Raw genomic sequence first — 24,225 nt, forward strand, 5'->3', positions numbered from 1 at the left:
AGTTGCTATTGGCGCATTATTTATTTCGGTTTGTTAAGCGATATGCTGTCCATCCGGTTGATCGTTCCCATAATGAGTCAACGACTCGTAAATAAGATAACCATACACCTTAAGCGTAGATATGTTCCAGATGGGTTCCTCCCAATTTATTTTCGGTGCCCTCACCGTAATCATTATGGGAATATTTTTAAGGTCGCCTACTTCTACGACCTCTATGTGTTACACCGTAAAGGGCTTCAATCTTTACGCATACGATACAACCCCCAATATTTTCGAGGCAAAGGTCCTCGCGGAAGGAAAGGAAGTATACCAACTGGTGGACACTACGGGAACTAAAAATCTTGTGGAAGAAAATGTGGTTTATTTGTGCCAGGTTGAGCGTGTCTTCAAGGGGAAATCCATCCGTGACACCATAGTGCTTTACTGGAAAATTGATTTTCAAGTGTGGTGGATACCAAGAGTAGGTAAAGAATATATCCTTTACCTGGATTTCGCTCGGGAAATTACCAACGGGGGGAAGAGCATTTACGAATTTGGCTCTTGCCACCCCGATTTGTTGGCGGGAACTGATGAATACGCAGAGTACGTGATGGCGCTTAACCATTTGAGCAGGAAGGAATCGACTCGGTTTACTTCAAGAACATCTTTTGTAGAATACTATGATGACCCTTCGGCCCCAAATATCAGGACCCTGACCGGCGGATTCAGGAACGGGCGGCGACACGGAACGTGGATATTTTACAAACCCTACATCAATTTTTTGAGCGATTCTATCCCGGAGCCGAAGGAGGCGCTAACCCTTACTTACGAACGGGGGCGATTATTGGACGTAAAGGCCCAGATTGACGATGACCTTACCGCGCCTTTTGTGTCGGGTTGGTATAACCATTATCGGAGTAAGTTAAACAAGGAATGATTTTATTTGGGCGCGTAGCGCAGGTGCCAGGTACGCCCGAATTACATCCTTTTACATTCATTTACGGTGGAAAGTAGGACACCCGGTGACCCCAGGTGACTTTAGCGAAAAATCTGACCACCCATGATCATTTCGCTTTCCCGTAGATGCCTTACCCTGACCCTGCTCTGCTTTTCTTTCCTGTTCTCGGCTTGCCACGGACAGGAAGTGCCCGACCCCGGTGCTGCGGACGCCCCCCAGCTCCAGCAAATCCGCGAGCTGGTGAGCACCTACGCCGACTACGGCGAATTTAACGGCGCGGTGCTGGTTGCCCACCGGGGTAAAGTAGTATTTCAAGAGGCCTACGGCCAGGCCAACATGGAATGGGATATTCCCAATACCACCGATACCCGATTCCGGATTGGCTCCATTTCCAAGCAATTTGCGGCGGTGGTGGTCCTGCAACTGGCCGCAGAAGGAAAACTCGATTTGCACGTTCCAATCAACACCTACCTGCCGGACTATCCGGCGAACAACGGCCAGCAAGTAACCCTACACCACCTGTTGACGCATACGGCCGGTATTCCCAATAACTACCCCTCCACTAAGCCAGCCATGAATCGACCGGATGCCTACACGGCCCACATGCTAGTGGAGGAATTCGCCGCCCTTCCGCTGGAGTTCACCCCCGGCGAGCGCTTCGAGTATTCCAACGCAGGATACAACCTGATCGGTTACCTGCTGGAAATCGTGAGCGGTTCGTCCTACGAAGAGCTTCTCCAGGAGCGGATCTTCACTCCGCTGGGTATGAAAAACTCTGGCTTCGAGCGGCACCGCGCACTGTCCGATCGCCGGGCTTCGGGATACTTTCAGGCGTGGGGAGAATACTACAACGCCAACCACGTGGATATGTCCACCGTCTTTGCGGCCGGTGCCCTGTATTCGACCGTGGAGGATTTATTCCTCTGGGATCGGGCACTGTACTCCGGGGACCTGCTCCCCGAAGCCTACCGTGACCTCATGTTTGAGCGCCACGTCCCGGACCCGAGTTACGATGCGCACTACGGCTACGGCTGGAGCGTCAAAGAAAAACCCCTCGGCGATTCGGGGGAGGAGGTGCTGACCCTCAGTCATGATGGCGTGATTGACGGATTTTGTGCCCTTCTCACCAGGATTCCCTCCCGGGAGGCCATCGTAATCCTGCTCAGCAACGTGCGGCGGGCACCCCTGAATACCATGACCAAAGGGCTCATGGGCATTCTCTACGATCAGCCCTACAGTTTCCCCCGTCGGTCCGTGGCCTATTCCACCCTGGAGGTAATCAATGCGGAGGGAATAGAGGCAGGAATTCGGTATTTCCATTCGGTTAAGGACGACGAAGGCCACTACCTGATCGAAGACGAGCTCAACATCATCAGCTACCGGCTGCTGAACGCGGACCGGGCGGACCTGGCCGCCCGGGTCCTGGAACTCGGCATCGAGCAGTACCCCGAGGCCTTTAACCTGTACGATAGCTACGGGGAAGTCCTCCGTAAACTGGGCCGGATCGATGGCTCGATTGCCAACTACCGGAAGTCACTAGAGCTCAATCCAGAGAATACGAATGCGGTGGAGATGCTAAAGGAAATGGGTGTTACTCCAGATTAGGATGTTTAGATGGTCGAGGAAGGTTATTTACTTAAATAGTTGCCGCCATCGGCCCCAAACAAAACAGCGCATCCAGCACCGACAAACCCCCCAGAAAACCGTGCCGCTCGGTGAAGACCTGGGGGTATTCCGGCGGCTGAAACTCCCGGAGGCGTTGCGCTGATTCCCGCAGGAGCGTAAGCGAGAATGCTTCACTGGGCTCCGGGACGACCGGCCACTGGAGGAGGCGACAAACGGTGGCCGTCAGGCTTTCGTTGAGCGCCCACAGGGTGGGGGGGCGCTGGCGGGCGGCGGCGAATACCTCCTCGGCGTAGTACTCGAAGTAAGGGGCGCGGCCGTAGGCCGTGCGGATGGACTGCTCGTGCTCCCGCCACCAGTCGCGGCGGTAGCTGATGCGGACCTCCCGGATGGGCATCTTCTGGTGCTTTCCCTTCTCCAGGGGGACGCTCAGTGGCATCCGGCCGTTGGGGCCGGCGATGTGGCACCGGTTGCGGAGGCCGCCCTTCTGGTAATTTTCTTGCGCTTCCCAGGTCCAGGCACCTGCGCTTGCGCCCAAAAGAAACCACGAAAATGGGGGAAAGTACGCCGTGGTGGTGTGAAGTGAATTTGACATAACAAAATGGCCGCTATCGTGTTAGAAGGCAAAGCTAACGCAATGGACGAGTCCTCCACCTCAATATTCGAACGCAACGTTGATCCCATTCACCAGGCACTCTTTACCCTGGGGGCGGTGTTGGTGGTGGACATCCTCGGTTCCGGGGTGGCGGCGGCCACGGAAGACGTCGAGACTAACCTTTTTCCCTGGCTCTGTGCGGCGAGCTTCCTCCTGTTTTTTGCCCTGTTTAACGCCATTCTCTCGGCCTCCGCGCCCAATATGCTGCGCTACTGGCAGCGAAGCATTTACTCCTTCATGGGACTGGCCCTGGGATCGGGCCTCCTGGCCTGGGCCTTCAGCTCCCTGACCATTTCCGAAGCGGGCTCCTACCGGTGGATTTTCATTGTGGTTACAGTGGGCTACTTGGTGTTTCTCTCCATGATTGCCTTCCTGAAAAAGATCGTCACTTTCGCGCAAAAGGAGGAGTGGAACAAACCCAAATTCCGGCAGAAGAAGCGGCGGTAAGGTTGTTGACCACGCAGCGACGGATGAACGGTGATAAACTTCCCGTTCCCCGGGGGCGTTAGCTTGCCATTCAAGTTACCCCCTAATTACCTCCGACCATGATCGTGAATTTGCGCCGCATTGACGATGACTACAATATTGAAGCCACCAATGAAGACGGCCTGACCGTGCAGACCGACGGATCACCGGACATCGGTGGCCACAACGCCGCTTTTCGCCCCATGCAAATGCTGCTGGCCTCCCTGGGGGGCTGTTCCTCCATTGACGTCATTTACCTGCTACGCAAGCAACGGCAGCAGCTGGACGACCTCCAGGTTCAGGTAAGCGCCCAACGCCGGGACGAAGAACCGCGGATTTTTACCGACATCCACGTTGCCTACAAACTGTACGGCGACCTGGACGATAAGAAAGCCGAACGCGCCTGCCGCTTGAGTATGGAAAAGATGTGCTCGGTCAGCCTCATGCTTAAGGCCGGTGGGGTGAAGTTTACCTGGGACTACGAAGTCCTCCCCGCCGAGAAATAGTAGTCCATGTTGGTGCGGGAATTAAGGACCGAGCGTTTGATTCTCCGGCCGTTCCGGCCGGAAGACGCCGAGGCGCTGTACCGCCTGAATGGCGACCCCGAAGTCATGCGCTGGCTACCCAAAGACGAAATATTCGCTTCCCTAGAGGAGGCGGAAAATTTCCTCCGGGATTACCTGCGGGCCGCGGAGACCTGGCCCTTTGCCCGCTGGGCCGTAACCGCGAAAGTTTCCGGTGATTTTCTGGGCTGGTGCGGTCTGCGGGAGCAGGCTAACGGACGGGTGGACCTGGGCTACCGCTTGCTGCGGGAACACTGGGGGAAGGGCTACGCCACGGAATCCAGTCAGGCTTGGCTGGCCTACGGTTTCGACCAGGGAGGGCTTACGTCTATCATCGCGCGTACGGCTGCCGGCAACGCCCGCAGTCAGCGCACCCTGGAGAAGCTGGGCTTCCGCCTGGAGGGATCGTTTACGGACGAGGACGAGGGTTGGGAAGGATTGCTTTACCGGTGTGATCGATTGATCAACCCCTAGCGTAATGCGATTCCTTGGGAATCGCAGCCGATAAAGATGATGCACCGTAGGGACAAGGCATGTGTTGGTTAGCACAAAGTTGTAACCCATGTAGTGGCGTTGAGTTACGACTGTATATTGCATTGTACTCTGTGCTCCATGAAGTATTTCCTTTGCTACCTTCAGGTGTGTCGGATCGTCAGTGAACCGTAGCCATTAGTCTAATGAGTTAATCACCTATTCTGAATTATTCCTCTTGAGGAAATTAGCAAATAATTGAGGTTAAATGGTGTTTCCTTTCCCCGAAAGGAAACCGAATCAGACTGGGATAACTAAAGGACCTTCCGCAAAAGAATGTGACAAATCGATCTTGTCTAATCTTACTTTCTTTGCTGGTGTGGTCGCCTTTCGGGGAAAGGCGACCACACCAAGATTTTCCAAAGGGTGGGTGATTTCGACCTTCAGATGATCATACCTATCAAGACGCCCGGAACCTAAAAATTTAGACTACAATATTACTGGACACAATTTAGCCTCTAGAAGGTGTATAACTCTACGCCATCCCACACATACCTTGTCCCTACTGTGGCGGAAGATGTGCCTTGTCCCGATTGTGGCGGAAGATATGCCTTGTCCCGATTATAGTGAAAGGCCCTGCAAAAAAGAATATCGATCTAAGATCACCAGAAGCAGGACCAAAGGTGCTGCGTACCCTTTGAAGAACGTAGGAGTGATCCCTACTTCCCCAACCGGTCTACCGCGGCGGACAGTCGATTGATCAGCTTGGTCTGGGCCGCAATGGTTTCCTTGAGGTCCTTCATTTCGTCCTGCACGTAGCGCTGGATGTTCTGGGGGGAGGGGAGGAAGGGCGTGATTCTTGCCCGGACGTACCAGATTTCGCGGAGGTCAGACAGCGATACCCGGTAGGGTTCGTAGAAGTTGTTGTCCGCAAACAGCTCCAGCTCCTTGCTTTCGGCGATGAAGTTGTGCACCCGCCGGATGGCCACGTCGCTGCGCGTAACGATGATGTAGGCGTAGTTATCCTTGATTCCGCTTTCCCACAGGGTCGGTTCCAGGAAGGAGCACACCACTTTGTCGCCCTCGAAGAGCGTGGGCTCCATACTGTCTCCCGGAACGTCAAAGCTCCGGTGGGTGCCGACCTTATACTTATAGTCGGGCAGGCTGTAGGTGGGCAGATCCTGAACGAAGGAAGGATCCCCTAATTCAGAAGCGTAGACGGACTGGGCGGGCAGTGGCACGTGCACGATGAGTTCGTCGTCGTTGGGGGTCTGGATGGTGGTCAGAACCCGGAAACTCTGGTTGGTTTCCTCGGTCATGAACATGGGGCCATCACCGGTCATGATGTAGACCGGGTTCATTTTGTAGGTGGCGATGGCCTTGCGGAGGAGCTCGATGGTAACGTCGCGCCGCCCCTTGAGGATTTCCGAAAGGGACTGGGGGAGGTAATCCAACGAGAGGGCAAACTGCCGACTGGAACGAACGCGTTTCTCTTCCCGCAGCTTGTTGTGGCACTTGATGAATCGCTGCGAGACGACGTTATTCATAATCGGTGAGTAGTTGGTTAGCCCTGAGTGTGATTCAAATATAAACGCAAAGAACGTTACTCCAATAGTGACGAAAGAAAAAAATCGCACTTTTTTGCGAATAAGATGAAAACAATGATTTTTCTTTTCCCAATTCCCGAATTCCGGCTGGGTTTTATCTTGCCCTCATGACCATCCGTTCCAAACTTCCTACCGTCGGGACCACCATTTTCACCGTCATGAGCAGACTGGCGGCGGAACACGGTGCCATCAACCTGTCTCAGGGCTTCCCGAACTATGAAGTAGATCAGCGACTGAAGGATCTGGTCAACCACTACGTACAACGGGGCTTCAATCAGTACGCCCCCATGACCGGGGTACCCGAACTGCGGGAGGCCATTGCCCGTAAAAAAGAAATCGTCTACGGCGCCTCCTTGGACCCCGACCGGGAAATCACGGTGACCAACGGCGCCACGGAGGCCATCTACGGTGCGATTGCGGCCCTGATCCATCCCGGTGACGAGGTCATCATCTTCGAGCCGGCCTACGACAGCTATGGCCCGGCCATCCGCCTCAGTGGGGGGAAGGTGGTACCCTTTCGGTTGCTCAGTCCGGATTACCGCATCGACTGGGCGGCCGTACGCCAAAGGGTAACCGACCGCACCCGGATGATCATCATCAATTCCCCCCATAATCCGACCGGAACCACCCTAAAGTCCGCCGATCTGGAAGCCCTGCGGACAATCGTGGCGGGAACCGATATACTGATTTTGTCCGACGAGGTCTACCAGCACCTGATTTTCGACGGCGAACGGCACGAGAGCATTCTGCGGTATCCGGATTTGTACCAACGGGCCATCGTAACGATGTCGTTCGGGAAAACCTTCCACGCTACGGGATGGCGGATTGGCTACGCCATCGCCCCGCCGGTCCTGACGGAGGAGATACGAAAGGTCCATCAGTTCAATACCTTCAGCATCAACCGACCGCTCCAACACGCCCTGGCGGATTACCTGGCGGAGCCCGATCACTACCTCCAACTGGCGGACTTCTTCCAGCGCAAACGCGACCTGTTTGCGGCCGCCATGCAGGACACCCCCTTTGAGATGCTGCATTCGTCCGGAACCTACTTCATGCTGGCCCGTTACCGCGACCTGCCCGCGCTGGATGATCAGGCCTTTGCCCGGTGGCTGACCCGGGAACGAGGCGTGGCCGTGATTCCGATGTCTTCTTTTTACTCTGATGAAACCGACGAAAAAATCATCCGTTTCTGTTTCGCCAAGACGGATGACTTACTCCTGGAGGCGGCCAATCAACTGAAGCGTCGCTCATAACTTCCTCCCACAAAAAACGTTGCCCTTCCATGAAAGACCTCACGGTAAGCCTCCTACAATCTAAACTCGTATGGCACGACCCGGCCGCCAATCGCGCTCGTTTTGATGCACTCATTGGCCGGATTGCGGTCCCCACTGATTTGATCATCTTGCCCGAGATGTTCACTACCGGCTTTACCATGGACGCAGCGGCGAATGCGGAACCCATGGACGGGCCGTCGATGCAGTGGATGCGGGAAAAGGCCGGGGAAACCAGGGCGGTGGTCACGGGTAGCCTGATCATTAGCGAGAACGGTAAGTATTTCAACCGCCTCGTGTGGATGACGCCCTCGGGAGCCTACCAAACCTACGATAAACGCCATCTGTTCGCCATGGCGGGGGAACACGAGCACTACGAGATGGGGCAGAAGCGGTTAACCGTCGAATTATCGGGTTGGAAAATTTGCCCCCTCATCTGCTACGATCTGCGCTTTCCCGTCTGGGCGCGGAATACGGACGCTTACGACCTGCTGATCTATACGGCAAACTGGCCCGACCGTCGGGCCTACGACTGGCGCACGCTGTTGCGCGCGCGGGCCATCGAAAATCAATGCTATGTGGTCGGAGTTAATCGGGTAGGGGAAGACGACAGTGGTCATCACTACCGGGGAGACAGCTGTATTGTGGACCCGGGGTGGCGTCACGTTCTCTTTCAGGCGGCAGAGGAGGAAGTCGTGCATACGCAAACCCTGTCCGCAGCTCACCTGCAGGATGTGAGGGCAAAGTTGCCCTTTCTGATTGATCGGGACGACTTCACGATTAGCTGATCGTATCAGCCTACGAGTAAAGTAGCGGTTTCCCCGCGCTGCCCGAGGCGCATCTTGTGTTCCGCCTCTTGTTTCTCCTCTTCCTGCACGGAAGACTTAATGGGAGCAACGTCTTTTTCCAAAAGCCCCAATTCAATGAGGATTGGGAAATGATCGGACCCAATAGACTCTAGCCGCTGCAGGCGGCCCACGCCCAGGTCGTGAGAATGAAAAATATGGTCGAGCGGCCAGCGGGCCCACCAGTGATCAGCGTGGAAGGTGGAATATAATCCCCGACCCAGTCGCGGGTCGGAAAGACCACTGATTTTACGGAACAGTCGGGTGCTGTGTGACCAGGCAACGTCGTTCAGGTCACCGGCGACGATGGCCGTCCGCCCCGCTTCCTTTACTTTCTTGCCTACCATGATGAGTTCGGCGTCCCGACTCGTGCTGGCGTAGGCTTCCGTGGGGCTGGGCGGCATCGGGTGGACGAAATAAAGATCAATTTCTTTACCACTTGCGAGCTGGATGGTGGTCTCAATGCCCGGGATGTCGTCCTTCACCCGGTAAGTGACCTGCGGATCCTCCAGTTCCATCCGGCTGTAGAGATGCATGCCATAGAGGTTATCGAGGGGTACCCGGACGGCGTGTGGGTAATCTTCCCCCAGTGCTTCGTCGAGTTGTTTCTCCCACCACTCGTTGGTTTCTACGGTAAGCAGTAAATCCGGTTGCTCACGGCGCACCAGATTAATGAGCAATTCACTTTTGTCGTTGGTCTGCAGCACGTTACTGACCATCAATCGCAGTTCGGCCCGGTCCCGGGGCAGCCCAATGGATGATTTCGCCCAGATGCTGGTGTAGGGAAGAATACGGTAGAACTGGTATAGAGTGGCGGAAAGTAGCAGCAGACCGATCGTCCAGTGGTACCAGTCTCCTTGTTCGTTGGCGTACCACCAACAACCACCGGCCAGCGCCAGAATGACGACCATTTGGAGGCGGGGATAATCAAATCCCCGAATCCACCAGTCGTCCCGGGGGACGAGGGGTAGTAGGGTTCCGACGAAGCCGAAAATTCCGAGGGCGTAGGCTAATATGGTGATGACTAATGAGATGGCGGTTTGCTTTATTACTGATAAGGGAAAGCGGAATTAAATTGTTCGTTTTTGGTGATTTGGTCGCTTTGGGGGAGACAAAGTGAACACCAGTAGGGTCCGGGCAATTAATTAGGGGAGATTCACCGGCATCCCCGAAAGTAGCCCGGTAACTGATTATCTTCACCTTCGTTCTTCCATCTACACCCCACCTATTATGCGGCATTCCTTTTTCCTGGTTTTTCTCCTGATGATTTGCTCTTTCTCCCTGCTGGGACAGCGCTCCGACGAACAGCTTCGGGAACTGGTGCAGCAATTCCGGGAGGATCCCCGTGGTCCCTATCAGGACATTCGCTGGTTTTGTTCCGACGGAACGACCCGGGAAGCGCGGGATCCCTGTCCCGATGACCCGGACGCTCACCAGCACGCGCGCTACAAGACCCTGGTCAAGGATATTGCCGCGTCTCAACAGTTGTACTTCGGGCAGATTCTGACCAACTCCAGTGAGCGCGCCTTTTGGGACGCCGACGATGACCACAGCCGCATTAAGCAGTACCTGCTTGGGAATTATCTGGTGGCGGTAGACGACGGGTGGATTCTGGAAAAGGCCCGTTTTTACCGCGGAGCCTTTCAGGTGGAGGACGAAGAAGCCTGGGGACAAAATTTCTTCCGGTGGCTGCTTCGTGACCGGAAGCGGCTGGCCGAGCATTATTTCCTGATCGCTCAGGCCGCCCGCGACGTACCGCACCGGGGGGAAACGGACGTCACCCAGCGCGTTCGCTCCGTCTCCCGCGTCATCGCCGATAAGTATCCCGAGTTCATGGATTTGCGAATCAAAATTCACGGCAGACCATCGGGCGAGGACGCAGGTGCCGTGTCCGACTTTTTGGCCGAGCACCGGGAAGCGCTCGCCGAGCTGGACCTCGTAGATGACGCCGAACTCCTCATCAACGACATCCGGGAAACCTACGGGGGCAACGGACTGAGCCGGATTGCCGGCCTCCAGAAACTCCTCCGCCTGAACGAGGAAGAAGCCCAGCCGGTCAAAGAACGTCTCGCCGCCTTTTTATCCACCCAGGAGAAAAGTGGCATTATCGACCGGCTTACCGCCGCCACCGAGTTAAGCCTCTACCTCCGGGAACAGTTGGTCAACAATGCATCGATCGGTTCCACTGACCGCATGTATCTGGTGGACATCAACAACGAGCTGGGGGATCTGGCCTTCCGGGAAGCTCCCAAGTGGGAGCCGGGCAACGCCCGGGAGCGGATGGAAAAAATCTGTTACCTGTCCCAGGCCGCCGCCGGAGCCGGACTGGTGGAGCTCTGGGAATACGACGAAGCCAGCCAGCAGCTGGCCGATCTTAACTATCAGTACGTCTTTCCCGCCACCATGGCTACCTACGTGGACAATGCCCGGCGAGTAGTCGAGTGGGGCACGGCCACCAACCGGGCCACCTTTGGCGAGGTAGTGGAAAAATACGCCGCCTTTGAGCCCAAGGCCTACGGCTTTCTGGACAGCCGCATCCGGGCCTCGGTTCTCCTGCCCCTCGGCGACGAGGTGAGCAAGCTCGGTGCCTGGCTGGCCAACCACCAGGAACAGGGTAACGCCCTGCTGGACCTCCCCAGCCAGGCCCAGGCCCGCGGACTGAACCCGGGCTTTGCGCGGGGAAAACTGCGGGTAATTGACGGTAATCCCGAAGCGGTGGAAGTCAACCCCGACGATATCTTCGTCTTCAGCCGGCCACCGGCGGACCTCAAACCCGTCGGGGGCATCCTGACCGTCAGCGAGGGGAATATGGTGAGCCACGTGCAACTCCTGGCCCGCAACCTGGGCATACCCAACGCCGTTTTGACCAGCGATCAGTTTGAAGCCCTGGGCGACTACGACGGGGAGGAAGTGTTCTACGCCGTATCCAACGCCGGCACCGTCCTGATGAAGATGACCGACGAAATGACGGATACGGAAAAAGACCTCTTTGCGCAGCGGGAGAGAAGCCAGGAACGCATCAGCGTTCCGGTGGATCGCATCGACCTGAATACGCGCTCGGTACTGAACATGCGGGACGTCAGCTCCGTGGATTCCGGCGTCCGCTGCGGCCCTAAGGCCGCGAACCTGGGGCAGCTCAAACGCCTGTTTCCCGATAAGGTAGTGGAGGGACTCGTCATTCCCTTCGGCATCTTCCGCGAGCACCTGAACCAGCCCATGCCGGGGCAGTCCGGTAAGTCCTACTGGGCCTTCCTGAACGAAGGCTTTGCGGAGGCAAAAGCCATGGAAGAGGATGGCGCTTCGGCCACGGAGGTAGAAAACTTCACGCTGGGTCGCCTGGCCACCCTGCGGGAGGCCATCGATGAGATTACCATTTCGCCCGAGCTGGTGGCCCAGCTCGAAGAAGGATTCCGTTCCGTGCTCGGGGGTAATCTTGGCAAGGTGCCCGTCTTCCTGCGCTCCGACACCAACATGGAGGACCTGGCGGACTTCACCGGGGCGGGCCTCAATAAAACGGTGTTTAACGCCGTGGACCGCGACCGTATCCTGCGGGGCATCAAGGAAGTATGGGCCAGTCCGTACACGGAGCGGAGTTACCGTTGGCGGCAACGCTACCTCCTCAATCCGGAGAACGTCTTCCCGAGCATCCTCATCATTCCCACGGTGGACGTGGATTATTCTGGGGTCATGATCACCAAAGGAATCACTTCCGGGCACCCGGGTGACGTGACGGTGGCCTTCAGCCGGGGTGCCGGTGGTGCCGTGGACGGCCAGGCCGCCGAATCTTATTTACTGGATCACACCGGCCGCTTTACCTTGCTGGCACCTGCGCGCGAGCGCCTGCACCGCAGACTGCCCGTAACGGGGGGAAGCGTAATGCTACCGGCCACCTTTGAGGAGCGCGTGTTGAAACCCCAAAACCTCGTGGACCTCTGGCAACTTAGCCAGGAGGTGGAAAGGGTGATGCCTTCCTCCCCCGGGGTGGAAACGGAAGGTCCCTTTGACGTGGAGTTGGGTTTTCAGGACGATAAGATATGGTTGTTTCAAATCCGACCCTTCGTGGAAAATGATAACGCCATGAGTTCCGAATACCTGGAGAGTATCTCTCCGGCCCAGCGCGATGGCGTTTGGTTGGATTTGGAGGCGGGATAGTCCGGAAAATTTCGTAATTTTTGCGGATGGAGAAGGCAGAAAAGATTTTCTTTTGGGTTTGTAGCGGATTGATTCTCGCCTGCATCATCGTAGGGCTCGTCAGTGGATTCCATTCGGGGCTTTACCTGACGATGTTGAGTCAGGTCCTCCTGATTTCAAGCATCTTCGTGGCCCGCCAGGAGCGCTTGCGTAAGGAAGACTGATGCCGCCGCACTTCCCCGAAGTAGATAATATCTGGGGCGGTGCGCATATTTCCGGCAGGATTCCTAACTTCCCTGCATGGGAGTAAAGCTTAAGGATCGGGTCCTGTCCGTAGACCTGCTGCGCGGACTGACCATTGCGGCGATGATATTGGTGAATAATCCGGGGAGTTGGGGGAGTGTGTACGCTCCGCTGCTGCACGCTGACTGGCACGGGTACACGCCGACCGATCTCGTCTTTCCGTTTTTTCTGTTCATCGTCGGCTGTTCCATCGCCTTTGCCTACCGGGGAAAGGAACCCAGTGGCGCCGTTTACCAGAAAATCGCGGTCCGTTCGCTTAAGTTGATTGCGTTGGGACTGTTCCTGGGCGCCTTCACGCTCACCTTTCCCTTCGTTAAGGAGTGGGAGGAAATACGTTTTCCGGGCGTGCTGCAACGCATCGGCGTTGCCTTTTTCTTCGCGGCCCTCATTGCCCTGCACGCTAACTGGAAGGTCATTCTTGGCGTGACCGTCGCCCTGTTGCTTGGCTACTGGGGGATTATGGGTTACCTGCCCCTGCCCGACGGCAGTGCCCCCACCTACGAGCGGGCCCCGAACAACTGGGCCATGTACGTGGATAAGCTCATTTTGGGCACCCACACCTGGAAACCGGACTACGACCCGGAGGGTATTCTGAGTACCCTGCCGAGTATCGCCACCACGCTGATTGGGGTGATTACCGGACGGTTTTTGAATTCCCGGCAGTCGAATAAATCCCGGGCACTGGTGATTGCCGGGGTGATCATGCTGGCCATCGGAGAATTATGGAACCTCACCTTTCCCATCAATAAGGCGCTGTGGACGAGCTCCTTCGTGCTGGTGACGGCCGGCTGGGCCCTGCTTTTGCTGGCCCTGATCTACTTTCTCAACGACGAAAAAAAGATCAATTTCGGCAGCACTTTCCGGATGGTGGGGGCCAACGCCCTCATCCTGTACTTTCTCAACAGCTTCATCGCCAAAATTTTTGGCCTCATCAGTATCGGGGATACATCCCTGAAGGGCTGGCTCTATCAGAACATTTACGTGCACGACTTCCTGCCTCCGAAGTTGAGCAGTTTGCTGTATGCCCTTACGGTGGTTGCCTTTTACGTGGCGCTCGGCGTATACCTGTACCGTCGGAAAATTTTCATTAAGGTGTAGTGCGGCGTCGGCCGTGCGCGTTTGTCGTCAATACCGTGTTTTCTTTTACCGGGAAAGGAAATTTGCGACGGAATGATGTTAAGACAAGATTTTTACCCGGAATCCACGACTGACCACCGTGTTTTTCCCAATCTTTGTGTCCCTAACCAAACCAAACCATGTCTGAAAAAATTCTTGTGACCGGCGCGAACGGTCAGATAGGCAAGGTGTTGACCGCGGCCTTGCGGGAGAAGTACGGTCGGAAGAACGTGATCGCTTCCGACATCGTCAAAACGCCGGCGGATAACGAGCCTTACCTGTTTCTGGACATCCTCAATAAGACCCGGCTTTACGAGATCGTCGAGGACCACAACATCACCCAGGTCTTCCACCTGGCGGCCATTCTTTCAGCCAACGGGGAGTGGAACCCGCTGAAGACCTGGAACATTAATCTGAACGGACTGATCACCATTCTGGAGTTGGCCAAAGAGAAGAAGCTTAAGAAGGTCTTCTTTCCCAGCACCATTGCCGTTTTTGGCCGCACCACGCCGAGGGTGGATACCCCGCAGGCTGTCCCCCTGGAACCGGAGACGATCTACGGCATCAGTAAGGTATCCGGTGAGTTGCTCTGCAATTATTACCACCAGAAGTACGGCATTGACGTGCGGTCGATCCGCTATCCGGGCATCATCGGCTACCAGTCGATTCCTCACGGCGGGACCACGGATTATGCAGTGGAAATTTTCCATTCCGCGCTCAAGGGGGAAACCTATGAGTGTTTCTTGGCTCCCGATACCCGCCTGCCGATGATGTACATCCCGGATGCCATCCGGGCCACCATCGAACTCATGGAGGCTCCCGTAGAGAACATTAAGACCCGCACCTCCTACAACCTGGCGTCGATGAGTTTTTCTCCGGCGGAGATTTATGCCGAAATCAAGAAGAACCTTCCCGAAGCGCAGATTACCTACCAACCGGATTTCCGTCAGGAGATCGCCGCCAGCTGGACCGAGAGCATTGACGATAGTCAGGCGCGGGCCGACTGGGGCTGGGCCCCCGCCTATGACCTGTCGGCCATGACCAAAGATATGATTGAGCAAATCGAAAAATTATACTTTCAGCATCACTAAGCATTAAAGATGAACAAACAAGAAATGTACGCTGACCTCCAGACCGAACTGGATCAGCTTCGCGCCGAAGGACTTTACAAAGAAGAGCGCATCATCACCTCCCCGCAGGCCGCCGAGATTGTCACGCAGCAGAACCCCTCGGTCCTGAATTTCTGTGCCAATAATTACCTGGGACTTTCTTCCCACCCCGACGTTGTGGCCGCCGGGAAGGAAGCTATTGACGGCCATGGGTTTGGTCTGTCTTCCGTGCGCTTTATTTGCGGCACCCAGGATATCCACAAGGAGTTGGAGGCGAGAATCGCCAAGTTCGTAGGGACCGAAGATGCCATCCTTTATGCGGCGGCCTTTGACGCGAACGGCGGACTCTTTGAGCCCCTGCTCGGGCCCGAAGACGCCATCGTCAGCGACCAGTTGAATCACGCCTCCATCATTGACGGTATCCGCCTCTGTAAGGCCAAGCGCTACCGCTACCTGTCCAATGACATGGACGATCTGCGTGCCAAGCTGAGCGACGCCCGCGCGGCGGGCGCGCGGCGCATCATCGTGGCCACCGATGGGGTGTTCTCCATGGATGGCGTCATTGCTCAGGTGGACAAGATCGTAGCCATCGCCAAAGAGTTTGGTGCCCTGGTCATGGTGGACGATTGCCACGCTACGGGCTTCACCGGTAAAACCGGCCGGGGATCGGCCGAACACTGTGGAGTATTTGGCGAGGTAGACATCATCACCGGCACCTTCGGGAAGGCGCTTGGCGGCGCTTCCGGGGGCTTCACGGCCGCCAAGAAGGAGGTGGTGGACATGCTGCGGCAGAAGTCCCGTCCCTACCTGTTCTCCAACACGCTGGCACCCTCCATCGTGGGCGCCTCGATCAAGGTGCTGGACGTTCTTTCCCACTCCACGGAACTACGCGACAAGCTGGAATCCAACACCCAGCGCTTCCGCGAAGGGATGACGGCCGCCGGTTTTGACATCATTCCGGGCGTGCACCCCATCGTACCGGTTATGCTCTACGATGCGGCGCTGTCGCAGAAGTTTGCCGATGCCCTCCTGGAAGAAGGCATCTACGTCATCGGGTTCTTTTACCCGGTCGTGCCGAAGGGCAAAGCCCGAATCCGGGTGCAGATTTCCGCCGGCCACGAACCCGAGCACATCGACAAGGCCATTGCGGCCTTCACCAAGGTGGGTAAGGACCTGGGGGTAATTTAGGAAGGGGCGACGGTCCCGGGTTTTGCTTCGCAGCTACCTTCGGTGGTCGTTCAGCTCGTCGGGATCACCGATGCTAGTAGCATGCGGCGACGCGCAGGTGCCGGGTGGTGCCGGTATGGCCTCGGACTGAGTTTCCGCGACCGATTGCCCGCCCGGCCGAGGAGCTCTGCTCCGAGAGCATCTTGGGTACGAGTTTATTTCTCCGCTACGTCCTCGGACTGGAAGTCCTCGACCGATTGCCCGCCCGGCCGAGGAGCTCCGCTCCGAGAGCATCTTGGGTAAGTATTTACTTCCCCGCTACATCCTCGGACTGGAAGTCCTCGACCGATTGCCCGCCCGGCCGAGGAGCTCTGCTCCGAGAGCATCTTGGGTACGAGTTTATTTCTCCGCTACGTCCTCGGACTGGAAGTTCTCGACCGATTCCCGCCCGGTCGGGGAGCTCCGCTCCGAGAGCCTTTTGCGAAAGGATTTATTTCTCCGCTACGTCCTCGGACTGGAAGTCCTCGACCGATTCCCGCCCGGTCGGGGAGCTCCGCTCCGAGAGCATCTTGGGTAAGTATTTACTTCCCCGCTACATCCTCGGACTGGAAGTCCTCGACCGGAGGAAGCTAACGCCCTCGGACTGGAAGTCCTCGACCGGAGGAAGCTAACGCCCTCGGACTGGAAGTCCTCGACCGGAGGAAGCTAACGCCCTCGTACTGGAAGTCCTCGGCCGGGGGGAGTTTGTTTATGCAATTTGCGGCGAGGGGGCATCTACCTCTAAAAAAAACATGCCCACCTTACTCAGATTTCTTTGCTTTTCCCTATTGCTTGGCACCTGCGCACCGTCGCCCGCATTCGCGCAGACCGATGATTCTCCAACCCCGAACACCTTCTCCGGCTGTATTCAGGAGGAGTCCGGAGAACCCCTGATTGGTGCTTCCATCGTGGTCAAGGGAACGACCACCGGCACCGTCACCGACATGGAGGGCTGCTTCTCCCTGGAGTACCCCGGGGAAACCGTGACCCTGGAGATTCACTACACGGGCTACCGCACCTTTACCATCGAATGTACGGCCGGCGAAAAGCAAACCTACACGATGGAAGCGGAAGTGGAGACGCTGGAAGAAGTTGTGGTCGTAGGCTACGGAGTCTCCCGAAAGCGATCGGTCTCGGCGGCTGCCGTCAGTATGCCGGCCTCCTCCGTCGCCCGCGAATCGGCCCCAAGCCATCGTGCCTACGAAGACGCGGCTGCAGATACGGAAAGTGTATCCGTGCCGGCGGCTGATCGTCCTGCGGCCGGACAACTCACCGCCGGCGAGGTCAACGATTTCGGCAAGTGGGAAATGTGGCACGACATCAGCCAGGAAGACCTGGCCGAACACCGGGCCGTCTGGCAACTGTACCCCGACCACCGCTACCCGGTGCAGCTGACCTACGATAATGGCAGTCCCGCGATGGACGTGCCGGTGGGATTGTATACGGCATCCGGACAGCTCATCTGGGAAACCCGCACCGATAATCACGGACGTGCCGAGCTGTGGCGTGGCCTACTGGATCAGAATAAGTACGAACAGGACCGGCTGGAAATTCGGGCAGTGGTTAATGGAAGGGAACTTCGGTTTCCTACGGCCCATCCCGTGAAATCCGGCTTCAATTCCCTGGCATTAAAACAACCCTGCTACCGGAACGCCGCCGTGGACGTGGCTCTGGTGGTGGACGCCACCGGAAGCATGGGCGACGAAATCGCCTACCTGTCCAGTGAACTGGAGGACGTGGTGCGTCGGTCCGCTGATTCCCTGGCGGGCGCTGACCTCCGCTTCGGCAGTGTGTTTTACCGCGATGAAGGAGATGACTATCTGACCCGTCACGCCGACTTTACGGATGACGTTGAAAAGGCGGTTTCTTTCGTCCAGGAACAATCAGCCGGCGGCGGTGGCGATACGCCCGAGGCCGTGGACGCCGCGCTGGGGGTGGCCCTTGACAGCCTGAGCTGGAGCGATGAGGCGGCAGCCAGAATCCTGTTTCTGGTGCTGGATGCTCCTCCCCACAGTTCCGATCAGCACGTGGCCCGTATGAAAAAGCTGACCCAGCGAGCCGCCCGCATGGGCGTTCGGATCATTCCGGTGGTGTGCTCCGGCATGGACAAATCCGGAGAGTATCTGCTGCGGAGTATGGCCCTGGCCACGAACGGAACCTACACCTTCCTGACCGACCACAGCGGTATTGGTGGCAAGCACCTGGAGCCCAGCACGGACATCTACAAAGTTGAGCTGCTTAACGATTTGCTGGTCCGTCTGATTCATCAGTTTGGTCGGACGCAGCCCTGCCAGAACGTCGATCCACTTCCCGTAGCGGAGATTGAAAAGGAGGAATCTACTTCCTTCCGGGCGTACCCCAACCCTACGGCTGGCCCGGTGACGATGAATTTGCCCGGTAAAAAGGGGCACGTGGACCTGATCGACCTGCAGGGAAAAATTATCCGCCGGTACGCAGTGAGCGCCCGGCGGATGGACATAAATCTGGCCGCTTTAGCGACCGGAACGTACATTTTACGGCATACCTCCCGCAAGGGAGTTCTGAGCAGTCGGCGAATCATTGTTGATCGCCACCTCGCTCGCTAGGGGAGGCGATTGCACAATTATTGCATGGCCAGCAAGTTGGTCAATTCCGGGTTTTTGCTCGCGGTGACCGTGGCGGCTTCCAGATAGGGGGCTGCCGCGGTTTTTTCGCCCCGTGCCACCAGCAGGCTACCCATCATCAGGTTGACGTCAATATTGGCGGGTCGCTTGTCGTATTCCCGTTTGGCGTATTCGAGGGCTTTGTCGTAATCCTGCACGAGGTCGCGGTAGAAGGCCGCATACTCCAGGTTCATGTTGTGGCCGGAGTCCACGTCGTCCTGTAACATGACCAGGATTTCTTCCTGAATAGCGGCAAGTTCCGCCTTACGATCGGTAGCCGCGTAGATTTCGGCGAGTTGCTCGTAGAAGCCCACTTCGGGAATGATGCTTTTGGCTTCGTGAAGCAGTTTTTCCGCTTCCTGGTAGTCCCCGCGGTCCATGGCCAGCTGGGCCAGGCCGGCGATCGCGAAGGGGTAGTCTTCGCGTTCCGCCAGGATTTTCCGGTATTCCAGTTCCGCGGCCTCGGGGTCGCCGTAGCGATGATGGATTTCGGCCAGCGTCAGGCGGGCCCAGGCGGTGCTTTCGTAACCGGGATAACCGGCCGTTACGGCCATTTCCATGGCTTCAATGGCGCCGGGAATATCGCCGTGAATTTCGCGTAAGTAGGATACCCGCGAGTAGGAACGCAGGTCCGGACGGATTCTAGTCATCTTGTCGGCTGAAGCCACGGCCGCCTCATAATCTCCCAGCTCTACCTGGGCGTCCACCAACGCACCGTATATCTGGGCGTTGTGGGGGTTGAGGGTAATGGCCCGTTTGGCCACGGTCAGGGCTTCAGAAAAGTCGTGCTGCGATAACAGCAAGCTGGCCTTGGTGGAAAGGGCTTCGAATTCTAAATGAGGGTCCAGGCCCTTGTTAATGTCCAGGGCTTCGTTGACCATCTGGAGGGCGGCCGGGTAGTAATGGCCGTGCTCACCGGTGACGCGGGCTTCGTTCGCAAAGATTTGCGCGAGGGTAATCCGGGGTTTTATGGCCAGTGGGTCCTCTAGCCGGAGCTTACTGCTCATTTGCATGTATCCGCTCTGGGTTTTGTCCCATTCCAGGGTTTGCTGCAGTTTGGCCGGACGGGGGAGTAATTCGGGGATGTTTAACGCCAGGGCGGCATCATCCACCGATGATTCTTGACTACCGCACGCCAGTAACAGGCAAAGCAGTAGGTAGCAGTTTAGTTTGAGAATATTGGGTAACATTTGGGTTGATTTTTTGGGTTTTTATGGGAGACCTATAGTATGTAGTATGGTTGATTCAAGTGGACGGTTTCTCCGTTCGGAGAAACCGCCACTTGATAATCAACCCATAATCTAGTTCGATTTGACCATGCGAATGGTCTGGAGGATGTTGCCATTCCCCCCGCTCACTACGGCGATGTAGGTACCCTGGGGCAGGTTGCCTACCTGCACGGGAACGTTATGCTCACCGCTGCCAAAGGTGGTCCGGACCAGGTTCTTGATCTGACGACCGTTGATGTCGAAGAGGTCAATGGACACGGCCGTTGGCTGGCGCACCCTCAGCTTGATGGTGGTCTGCTCCTGGAAGGGGTTCGGGAAGTTCATCCCGACCACGTTCGGGGCATCCATGCCCACACCCTGGTCAAAGAAGTTGGCCGTGGAGGTGGTGATGGCTCCACTACACTCCCCCTTGCCGCTGTTGGGCATGGCCAGGAAGGGGAAGCTGCCGGTAAAGGGCTTATCGTTGGCCTCAACTCCGGTGGTATAGGTCAGCACGTCCAGCAGATCGGTGGTTACCGGGCTATCACTATTGGCGGGGTCGAAATCGTCGTACCAAAGGCCGATGGCGGCCAGTACCACACCACTGACGGCCTGCAGCTCGATGCGCGTTACGTCATCTTCCAGGCGGCGACCGTTGGGGAAACCGTCCATATTGGGAATGAACTGTAACGTATCGCTACCGGCGTAGGCCGGGTCGGTCAGACCAAGCACGGCGGCCTGGACCAGTCCCAGAGAATTGAAGGCTGCGTCGTCGCGGGGCGTGACGGGCACGGCCATGTTAAGCCGCAGCATGTCGCCGCCGTTGGGCAGGAAGTTATTCACGAAGGGCTTACCCGCGGCCAGCGGGTCACCACCCTTGCCGGTGGCGAGCTGGTAGGGGCGCACGTTGGGCACGCCGGTGTGGAAGGCGGGCCACAGGTCGACGGACCGGGGCAGGCCAGGACCGGGAAGCAGCAAGGTGCCAAAAACGGCATCGTCGAGGGCCGTTCCGGCCACGGCTTCGGAGCCCTTCAGGCCCCAGAGGCCATCACTGCCGTTACCGAAGTCAAAGGCACCAAGGCTATTGCGCTGAATCCGGAGCGGCGCAAAGGCCGGTACCGCCGGGCCAAACAGGGAGTCGTCCATATAAAGCGCCAGTTCGGGGTTGTAGAAGAATCCGTCCAGCAGCGTATCGGCCAACTCATCGTAGGGGGAAAGGGCGTTCCAGTAGTCCTTCATCCCCACGGGAATCACGGCCTCGTTGGTCAGCGGCATTCCCAGGCGGGAAACTTGAATCCAGTCGCCGTTTACGGTGGGTTTGCTACCGTCTGCCTGTAGGGTCCGGATGGCCGGACGGCTGGCGGAGGCCCACACGCCGATGACGTAGTCGCCGTCGAGGATGCTGGTCGGTTCGTCGGCAGCTCCCTGCTTCTTCAGCAGGTCAATGGGTACGTTGAGGGCGATGGCGCTGGTGTTGAAGCAGGCCAGACCGTCAATTGGGTCTCCGTTCTGCCGGGGCGCATCCCCGAGGTCGAAAATACCACCCAAATCCACGAAGAAGGGATCGTCAACGGGACCAGCAAATACCCGTTCGCCCGTATTAGCGGTGGTGATTTTACTCATCCAGTATTCGCCGTAGGAGTTTTGTCCCAGACCTACCGCCGATTCAATCGAACGGGGGCCGATGTTGGGAGCCGGCACTTCTCCACCATTAACGATGGTGATAAAGCTGGCACCACCGTCGAGACTGCGTTCGAGGGTGTAGGTGGTCTTCAGGTTTTCCTGCCCCAACCGGATGTTGAAGAAGGTCGTCGGGTCCTGGTTTTCCCGCTGGAAGGTGAAGCGGTAAATGATCTCGTCACCGGGAACGGCGGCGTCATTATCCACGTGAATTTCGTAGCGGATGTCCTCCCCGAAGTGGTAGTAGTTGGGGCCTCCGTGGGGAAGCTGCATCGGGATGTAGGTGGCAATCAGCGTCACCATGCTGGGGTCTTCCGGTGACCGGAAGGCATAGACATCGACGTTGTCCGCCAGGGGGTCATCCGCGATGAGCGGCGCCTCCCGGTGGCTGGAGGCATTCAGCGACATACTCACCCCAAAGAGGAGCATCAGGAGCAGCGCATAAATGCATTTATTTACGGTAGAAGGTTTCATATTATATTTTTGCTCGCTGTTCCGGCGCGCCGGAACAGCGGATTGATTAGATTATGGTTAGTCGTCCAGGTTTACGTGATTCACCTCCGTACCACGCCAGGGGCTGGCTACGTAGGGGAAGGAGGAATTGAAGGGCCGATCATTGGCCTCCACTTCCGTCGAGTAGGTCAGGACGTCCAGTAAATCCTGGGTTACGGGACTGGTGCTCGTGGCGGGATCGTAGTCGTCGTACCACAGTCCGATGGCGGCCAGTACCACCCCGCTTACGGCCTGAAGCTCGATGCGGGTTACGTCATCCTCCAGGCGGCGACCATTGGGGAAGCCATCCATGTTGGGAATGAATTCCAAGTCGGCGGTTCCGGTATAGGTCGGGTCGGTAAGTCCGAGGACGGCAGCCTGGACAAGTCCGAGTGAGCTGAATCCATCGCTGGCTCGGTCCGTGACGGGCACGGCCATGTTCAGCCGCAGCATGTCGCCGCCGTTGGGCAGGAAGTTGTTCACGAAGGGCTTACCCGCGGCCAGCGGATCACCCCCCTTGCCCGTAGCCAGTTGATAGGGACGAACGTTGGGCACACCGGTGTGGAAGGCGGGCCAGAGGTCCACCGAACGGGGTACTCCCGGACCGGGAAGCAGCAGGGTGCCGAATACGGCGTCGTCCAGGGCGGTGCCCGCGACGGCGGCGGAACCCTTCAGGCCAAACAGACCGTCTTGGCCGTTGCCAAAGTCAAAGGCGCCCAGGCTGTTGCGCTGCACGCGCAGCAGGGAAAAGGCCGGTACGGCTCCCCCAAACTGATCGTCGTCCATGTAGAGGGCCAGTTCCGGGTTATAGAAGTATTTATCCAGCAGCGTATCGCCCAGTTCCTGGTAGGGCGTCAGGGCATTCCAGTAGTCCTTCATGCCGATGGGGATGACTGCTTCGTTGGTCAGGGGCATACCCAGGCGCGATACCTGCACCCATTCGCCGGAATACGTGGAAGTGTCACCGGCCGTTAGGGTCCGTACGGCTGGTCGGCTGGCGGAAGCCCACACGCCGATCACGTAGTCGGGGTCGAGGATGGAGGTGGGCGTTGCGGGTGCTCCCTGCTTGAGGAGGGTCGTGATGGGAATTTGCAGGGCAATGGTGTGCACGTTGAACTGCGCTAAGCCGTCGCGGCTTTCCACGTCCTGTCCCTGGCGGGGACTGTCGCCGAGATCAAAAATCCCGCCCAGGTCCACGAAAAAGGGATCATCGGACGGACCGGCCCAGACGGACTCTCCGGTGGAAGCCGTCACGACGGCATCCATCATCAGGTCTTCGTAGCTGGAGTCCAGACCTACGGGACCCTCAATTGAGCGGGGGCCGATGTTGTAGGGGGGCACCGGACCATCGGTGACGATGGTCTCAAAGGTCATTCCACCGTCCAGGCTTCTTTCCAGGGTATAGGTGGCCTTAAGGTTCTCCTGCCCCAGCCGGACGTTAAAGAAAGTGGTGGGGTCTTCGTTGACCCGCTGAAAGGTGAACCGGTAGGTAATTTCATCCCCGGGCACCATGGCGTCGTTGTCTACGTGAATTTCGTAGCGAATGTTTTCGCCGAAAGTGTAGTAGTTCGGTCCACCCTGCGGCAGTTGCATCGGGATGTAGCTGGCCAGGATCGTGATGGTGTTGGGGTTGTCCGGGCTTCGAAAAGCATAGACGTCGGTGTTGTCGGCCAGGGGGTCATCGGCGATCAGCGGAGCTTCCCGGTGGGAAGACGCCAGAAGGCCAGTAGACACCACCAGTACCGCTAGAATGCTTCCGAAAAAGCGTGTAATGGGTGATTGCATTAGATGCAGGTTTTAGTGAAAAAATGAAGTCCAGCGTTCCGGACGTACTTAGGTACGAGGGAAAGGGGTAGGGTGGATTCACCAACCGGCGAGAAATTGTGATTTATTTTAACCGT

At 57.2% G+C, this 24,225-nt stretch carries 19 protein-coding genes; 13 read left to right on the top strand and 6 right to left on the bottom strand.

The genetic code is table 11. The annotated features are described in order from the left end of the window. Positions 1–214 precede the first annotated feature (214 nt). Complete coding sequence (locus tag E1J53_RS04870) at positions 215–916, top strand: hypothetical protein (RefSeq protein WP_134271830.1); 702 nt, start codon at positions 215–217, stop codon at positions 914–916. 123 nt (positions 917–1,039) lie between these two features. Beyond that, positions 1,040–2,542, top strand: a complete 1,503-nt coding sequence (locus tag E1J53_RS04875) for a serine hydrolase (protein ID WP_134271831.1) — start codon at positions 1,040–1,042, stop codon at positions 2,540–2,542. Between the two features lie 31 nt (positions 2,543–2,573). Here the strand turns inward: E1J53_RS04875 and E1J53_RS04880 are convergent, their stop codons facing one another. Then, positions 2,574–3,155 (bottom strand): WbqC family protein, encoded by a 582-nt coding sequence (locus tag E1J53_RS04880; RefSeq protein ID WP_134271832.1) that lies wholly within the window; start codon positions 3,153–3,155, stop codon positions 2,574–2,576. Between the two features lie 42 nt (positions 3,156–3,197). Here E1J53_RS04880 and E1J53_RS04885 point away from each other — a divergent pair, with 42 nt between their 5' ends. From E1J53_RS04885 to E1J53_RS04895, 3 genes are all read left to right on the top strand, one after another. After that, the gene (locus tag E1J53_RS04885; protein WP_134271833.1) at positions 3,198–3,662 is read left to right on the top strand and encodes a hypothetical protein; all 465 of its coding nucleotides are present in this window, start codon (positions 3,198–3,200) and stop codon (positions 3,660–3,662) included. Between the two features lie 98 nt (positions 3,663–3,760). Then, positions 3,761–4,186 carry an OsmC family protein gene (locus E1J53_RS04890; protein ID WP_134271834.1) on the top strand — a complete coding sequence of 142 codons (426 nt, stop codon included), beginning with the start codon at positions 3,761–3,763 and terminating at the stop codon, positions 4,184–4,186. A 6-nt stretch (positions 4,187–4,192) separates the two neighbouring features. Then, entirely contained in the window at positions 4,193–4,717 is a 525-nt protein-coding gene (locus E1J53_RS04895) for a GNAT family N-acetyltransferase (protein ID WP_134271835.1), read from the top strand. Between the two features lie 716 nt (positions 4,718–5,433). Here E1J53_RS04895 and E1J53_RS04900 read toward each other — a convergent pair. Continuing rightward, complete coding sequence (locus E1J53_RS04900; protein WP_173021363.1) at positions 5,434–6,261, bottom strand: helix-turn-helix transcriptional regulator; 828 nt, start codon at positions 6,259–6,261, stop codon at positions 5,434–5,436. 167 nt (positions 6,262–6,428) lie between these two features. Between E1J53_RS04900 and E1J53_RS04905 the strand changes: the two genes are divergently transcribed. Both E1J53_RS04905 and E1J53_RS04910 read left to right on the top strand, forming a co-directional pair. Continuing rightward, complete coding sequence (locus tag E1J53_RS04905; protein ID WP_134271836.1) at positions 6,429–7,574, top strand: methionine aminotransferase; 1,146 nt, start codon at positions 6,429–6,431, stop codon at positions 7,572–7,574. Positions 7,575–7,603: 29 nt separating this feature from the next. Next, complete coding sequence (locus E1J53_RS04910; RefSeq protein WP_134271837.1) at positions 7,604–8,380, top strand: amidohydrolase; 777 nt, start codon at positions 7,604–7,606, stop codon at positions 8,378–8,380. A gap of 5 nt (positions 8,381–8,385) precedes the next feature. Here the strand turns inward: E1J53_RS04910 and E1J53_RS04915 are convergent, their stop codons facing one another. Beyond that, entirely contained in the window at positions 8,386–9,348 is a 963-nt protein-coding gene (locus E1J53_RS04915) for an endonuclease/exonuclease/phosphatase family protein (protein ID WP_134271838.1), read from the bottom strand. 319 nt (positions 9,349–9,667) lie between these two features. Between E1J53_RS04915 and E1J53_RS04920 the strand changes: the two genes are divergently transcribed. The 6 genes from E1J53_RS04920 (at position 9,668) to E1J53_RS04945 (ending at position 18,887) form a co-directional block, all read left to right on the top strand. After that, a complete protein-coding gene (locus tag E1J53_RS04920; protein ID WP_134271839.1) occupies positions 9,668–12,589 on the top strand; it encodes a PEP/pyruvate-binding domain-containing protein in 2,922 nt (973 codons plus the stop codon). A gap of 26 nt (positions 12,590–12,615) precedes the next feature. Continuing rightward, positions 12,616–12,792, top strand: a complete 177-nt coding sequence (locus tag E1J53_RS04925; protein ID WP_154640138.1) for a hypothetical protein — start codon at positions 12,616–12,618, stop codon at positions 12,790–12,792. A 76-nt stretch (positions 12,793–12,868) separates the two neighbouring features. Further along, positions 12,869–13,969: an acyltransferase family protein gene (locus tag E1J53_RS04930; protein WP_134271840.1), complete on the top strand. Its 1,101-nt coding sequence runs from the start codon at positions 12,869–12,871 to the stop codon at positions 13,967–13,969. 158 nt (positions 13,970–14,127) lie between these two features. Beyond that, positions 14,128–15,078: an NAD-dependent epimerase/dehydratase family protein gene (locus E1J53_RS04935; protein ID WP_134271841.1), complete on the top strand. Its 951-nt coding sequence runs from the start codon at positions 14,128–14,130 to the stop codon at positions 15,076–15,078. A 9-nt stretch (positions 15,079–15,087) separates the two neighbouring features. Next, on the top strand, positions 15,088–16,284 hold the full coding sequence (gene kbl, locus E1J53_RS04940) for a glycine C-acetyltransferase (protein WP_253930513.1): 1,197 nt from the start codon (positions 15,088–15,090) through the stop codon (positions 16,282–16,284). Between the two features lie 770 nt (positions 16,285–17,054). Next, positions 17,055–18,887: a carboxypeptidase-like regulatory domain-containing protein gene (locus E1J53_RS04945; RefSeq protein ID WP_134271842.1), complete on the top strand. Its 1,833-nt coding sequence runs from the start codon at positions 17,055–17,057 to the stop codon at positions 18,885–18,887. A 17-nt stretch (positions 18,888–18,904) separates the two neighbouring features. Here the strand turns inward: E1J53_RS04945 and E1J53_RS04950 are convergent, their stop codons facing one another. From E1J53_RS04950 to E1J53_RS04960, 3 genes are all read right to left on the bottom strand, one after another. Further along, positions 18,905–20,134: a lipopolysaccharide assembly protein LapB gene (locus E1J53_RS04950; RefSeq protein ID WP_134271843.1), complete on the bottom strand. Its 1,230-nt coding sequence runs from the start codon at positions 20,132–20,134 to the stop codon at positions 18,905–18,907. 111 nt (positions 20,135–20,245) lie between these two features. Further along, complete coding sequence (locus E1J53_RS04955; RefSeq protein ID WP_134271844.1) at positions 20,246–22,306, bottom strand: DUF4331 family protein; 2,061 nt, start codon at positions 22,304–22,306, stop codon at positions 20,246–20,248. Between the two features lie 57 nt (positions 22,307–22,363). Next, positions 22,364–24,109: a DUF4331 domain-containing protein gene (locus E1J53_RS04960; RefSeq protein ID WP_134271845.1), complete on the bottom strand. Its 1,746-nt coding sequence runs from the start codon at positions 24,107–24,109 to the stop codon at positions 22,364–22,366. Positions 24,110–24,225: the final 116 nt, after the last annotated feature.

Origin of the sequence: Lewinella sp. W8, from assembly GCF_004375085.3 — a bacterium.
Taxonomy (GTDB): domain Bacteria; phylum Bacteroidota; class Bacteroidia; order Chitinophagales; family Saprospiraceae; genus Neolewinella.

Bases quoted from the DNA above. Each gene is read 5' to 3' on its own strand.
- E1J53_RS04870 (WP_134271830.1), top strand. From the start codon at position 215: ATGTGTTACACCGTAAAGGGCTTCAATCTTTACGCATACGATACAACC.
- E1J53_RS04875 (WP_134271831.1), top strand. From the start codon at position 1,040: ATGATCATTTCGCTTTCCCGTAGATGCCTTACCCTGACCCTGCTCTGC.
- E1J53_RS04880 (WP_134271832.1), bottom strand. From the start codon at position 3,155: ATGTCAAATTCACTTCACACCACCACGGCGTACTTTCCCCCATTTTCG.
- E1J53_RS04885 (WP_134271833.1), top strand. From the start codon at position 3,198: ATGGACGAGTCCTCCACCTCAATATTCGAACGCAACGTTGATCCCATT.
- E1J53_RS04890 (WP_134271834.1), top strand. From the start codon at position 3,761: ATGATCGTGAATTTGCGCCGCATTGACGATGACTACAATATTGAAGCC.
- E1J53_RS04895 (WP_134271835.1), top strand. From the start codon at position 4,193: ATGTTGGTGCGGGAATTAAGGACCGAGCGTTTGATTCTCCGGCCGTTC.
- E1J53_RS04900 (WP_173021363.1), bottom strand. From the start codon at position 6,261: ATGAATAACGTCGTCTCGCAGCGATTCATCAAGTGCCACAACAAGCTG.
- E1J53_RS04905 (WP_134271836.1), top strand. From the start codon at position 6,429: ATGACCATCCGTTCCAAACTTCCTACCGTCGGGACCACCATTTTCACC.
- E1J53_RS04910 (WP_134271837.1), top strand. From the start codon at position 7,604: ATGAAAGACCTCACGGTAAGCCTCCTACAATCTAAACTCGTATGGCAC.
- E1J53_RS04915 (WP_134271838.1), bottom strand. From the start codon at position 9,348: ATGGTCGTCATTCTGGCGCTGGCCGGTGGTTGTTGGTGGTACGCCAAC.
- E1J53_RS04920 (WP_134271839.1), top strand. From the start codon at position 9,668: ATGCGGCATTCCTTTTTCCTGGTTTTTCTCCTGATGATTTGCTCTTTC.
- E1J53_RS04925 (WP_154640138.1), top strand. From the start codon at position 12,616: ATGGAGAAGGCAGAAAAGATTTTCTTTTGGGTTTGTAGCGGATTGATT.
- E1J53_RS04930 (WP_134271840.1), top strand. From the start codon at position 12,869: ATGGGAGTAAAGCTTAAGGATCGGGTCCTGTCCGTAGACCTGCTGCGC.
- E1J53_RS04935 (WP_134271841.1), top strand. From the start codon at position 14,128: ATGTCTGAAAAAATTCTTGTGACCGGCGCGAACGGTCAGATAGGCAAG.
- kbl (WP_253930513.1), top strand. From the start codon at position 15,088: ATGAACAAACAAGAAATGTACGCTGACCTCCAGACCGAACTGGATCAG.
- E1J53_RS04945 (WP_134271842.1), top strand. From the start codon at position 17,055: ATGCCCACCTTACTCAGATTTCTTTGCTTTTCCCTATTGCTTGGCACC.
- E1J53_RS04950 (WP_134271843.1), bottom strand. From the start codon at position 20,134: ATGTTACCCAATATTCTCAAACTAAACTGCTACCTACTGCTTTGCCTG.
- E1J53_RS04955 (WP_134271844.1), bottom strand. From the start codon at position 22,306: ATGAAACCTTCTACCGTAAATAAATGCATTTATGCGCTGCTCCTGATG.
- E1J53_RS04960 (WP_134271845.1), bottom strand. From the start codon at position 24,109: ATGCAATCACCCATTACACGCTTTTTCGGAAGCATTCTAGCGGTACTG.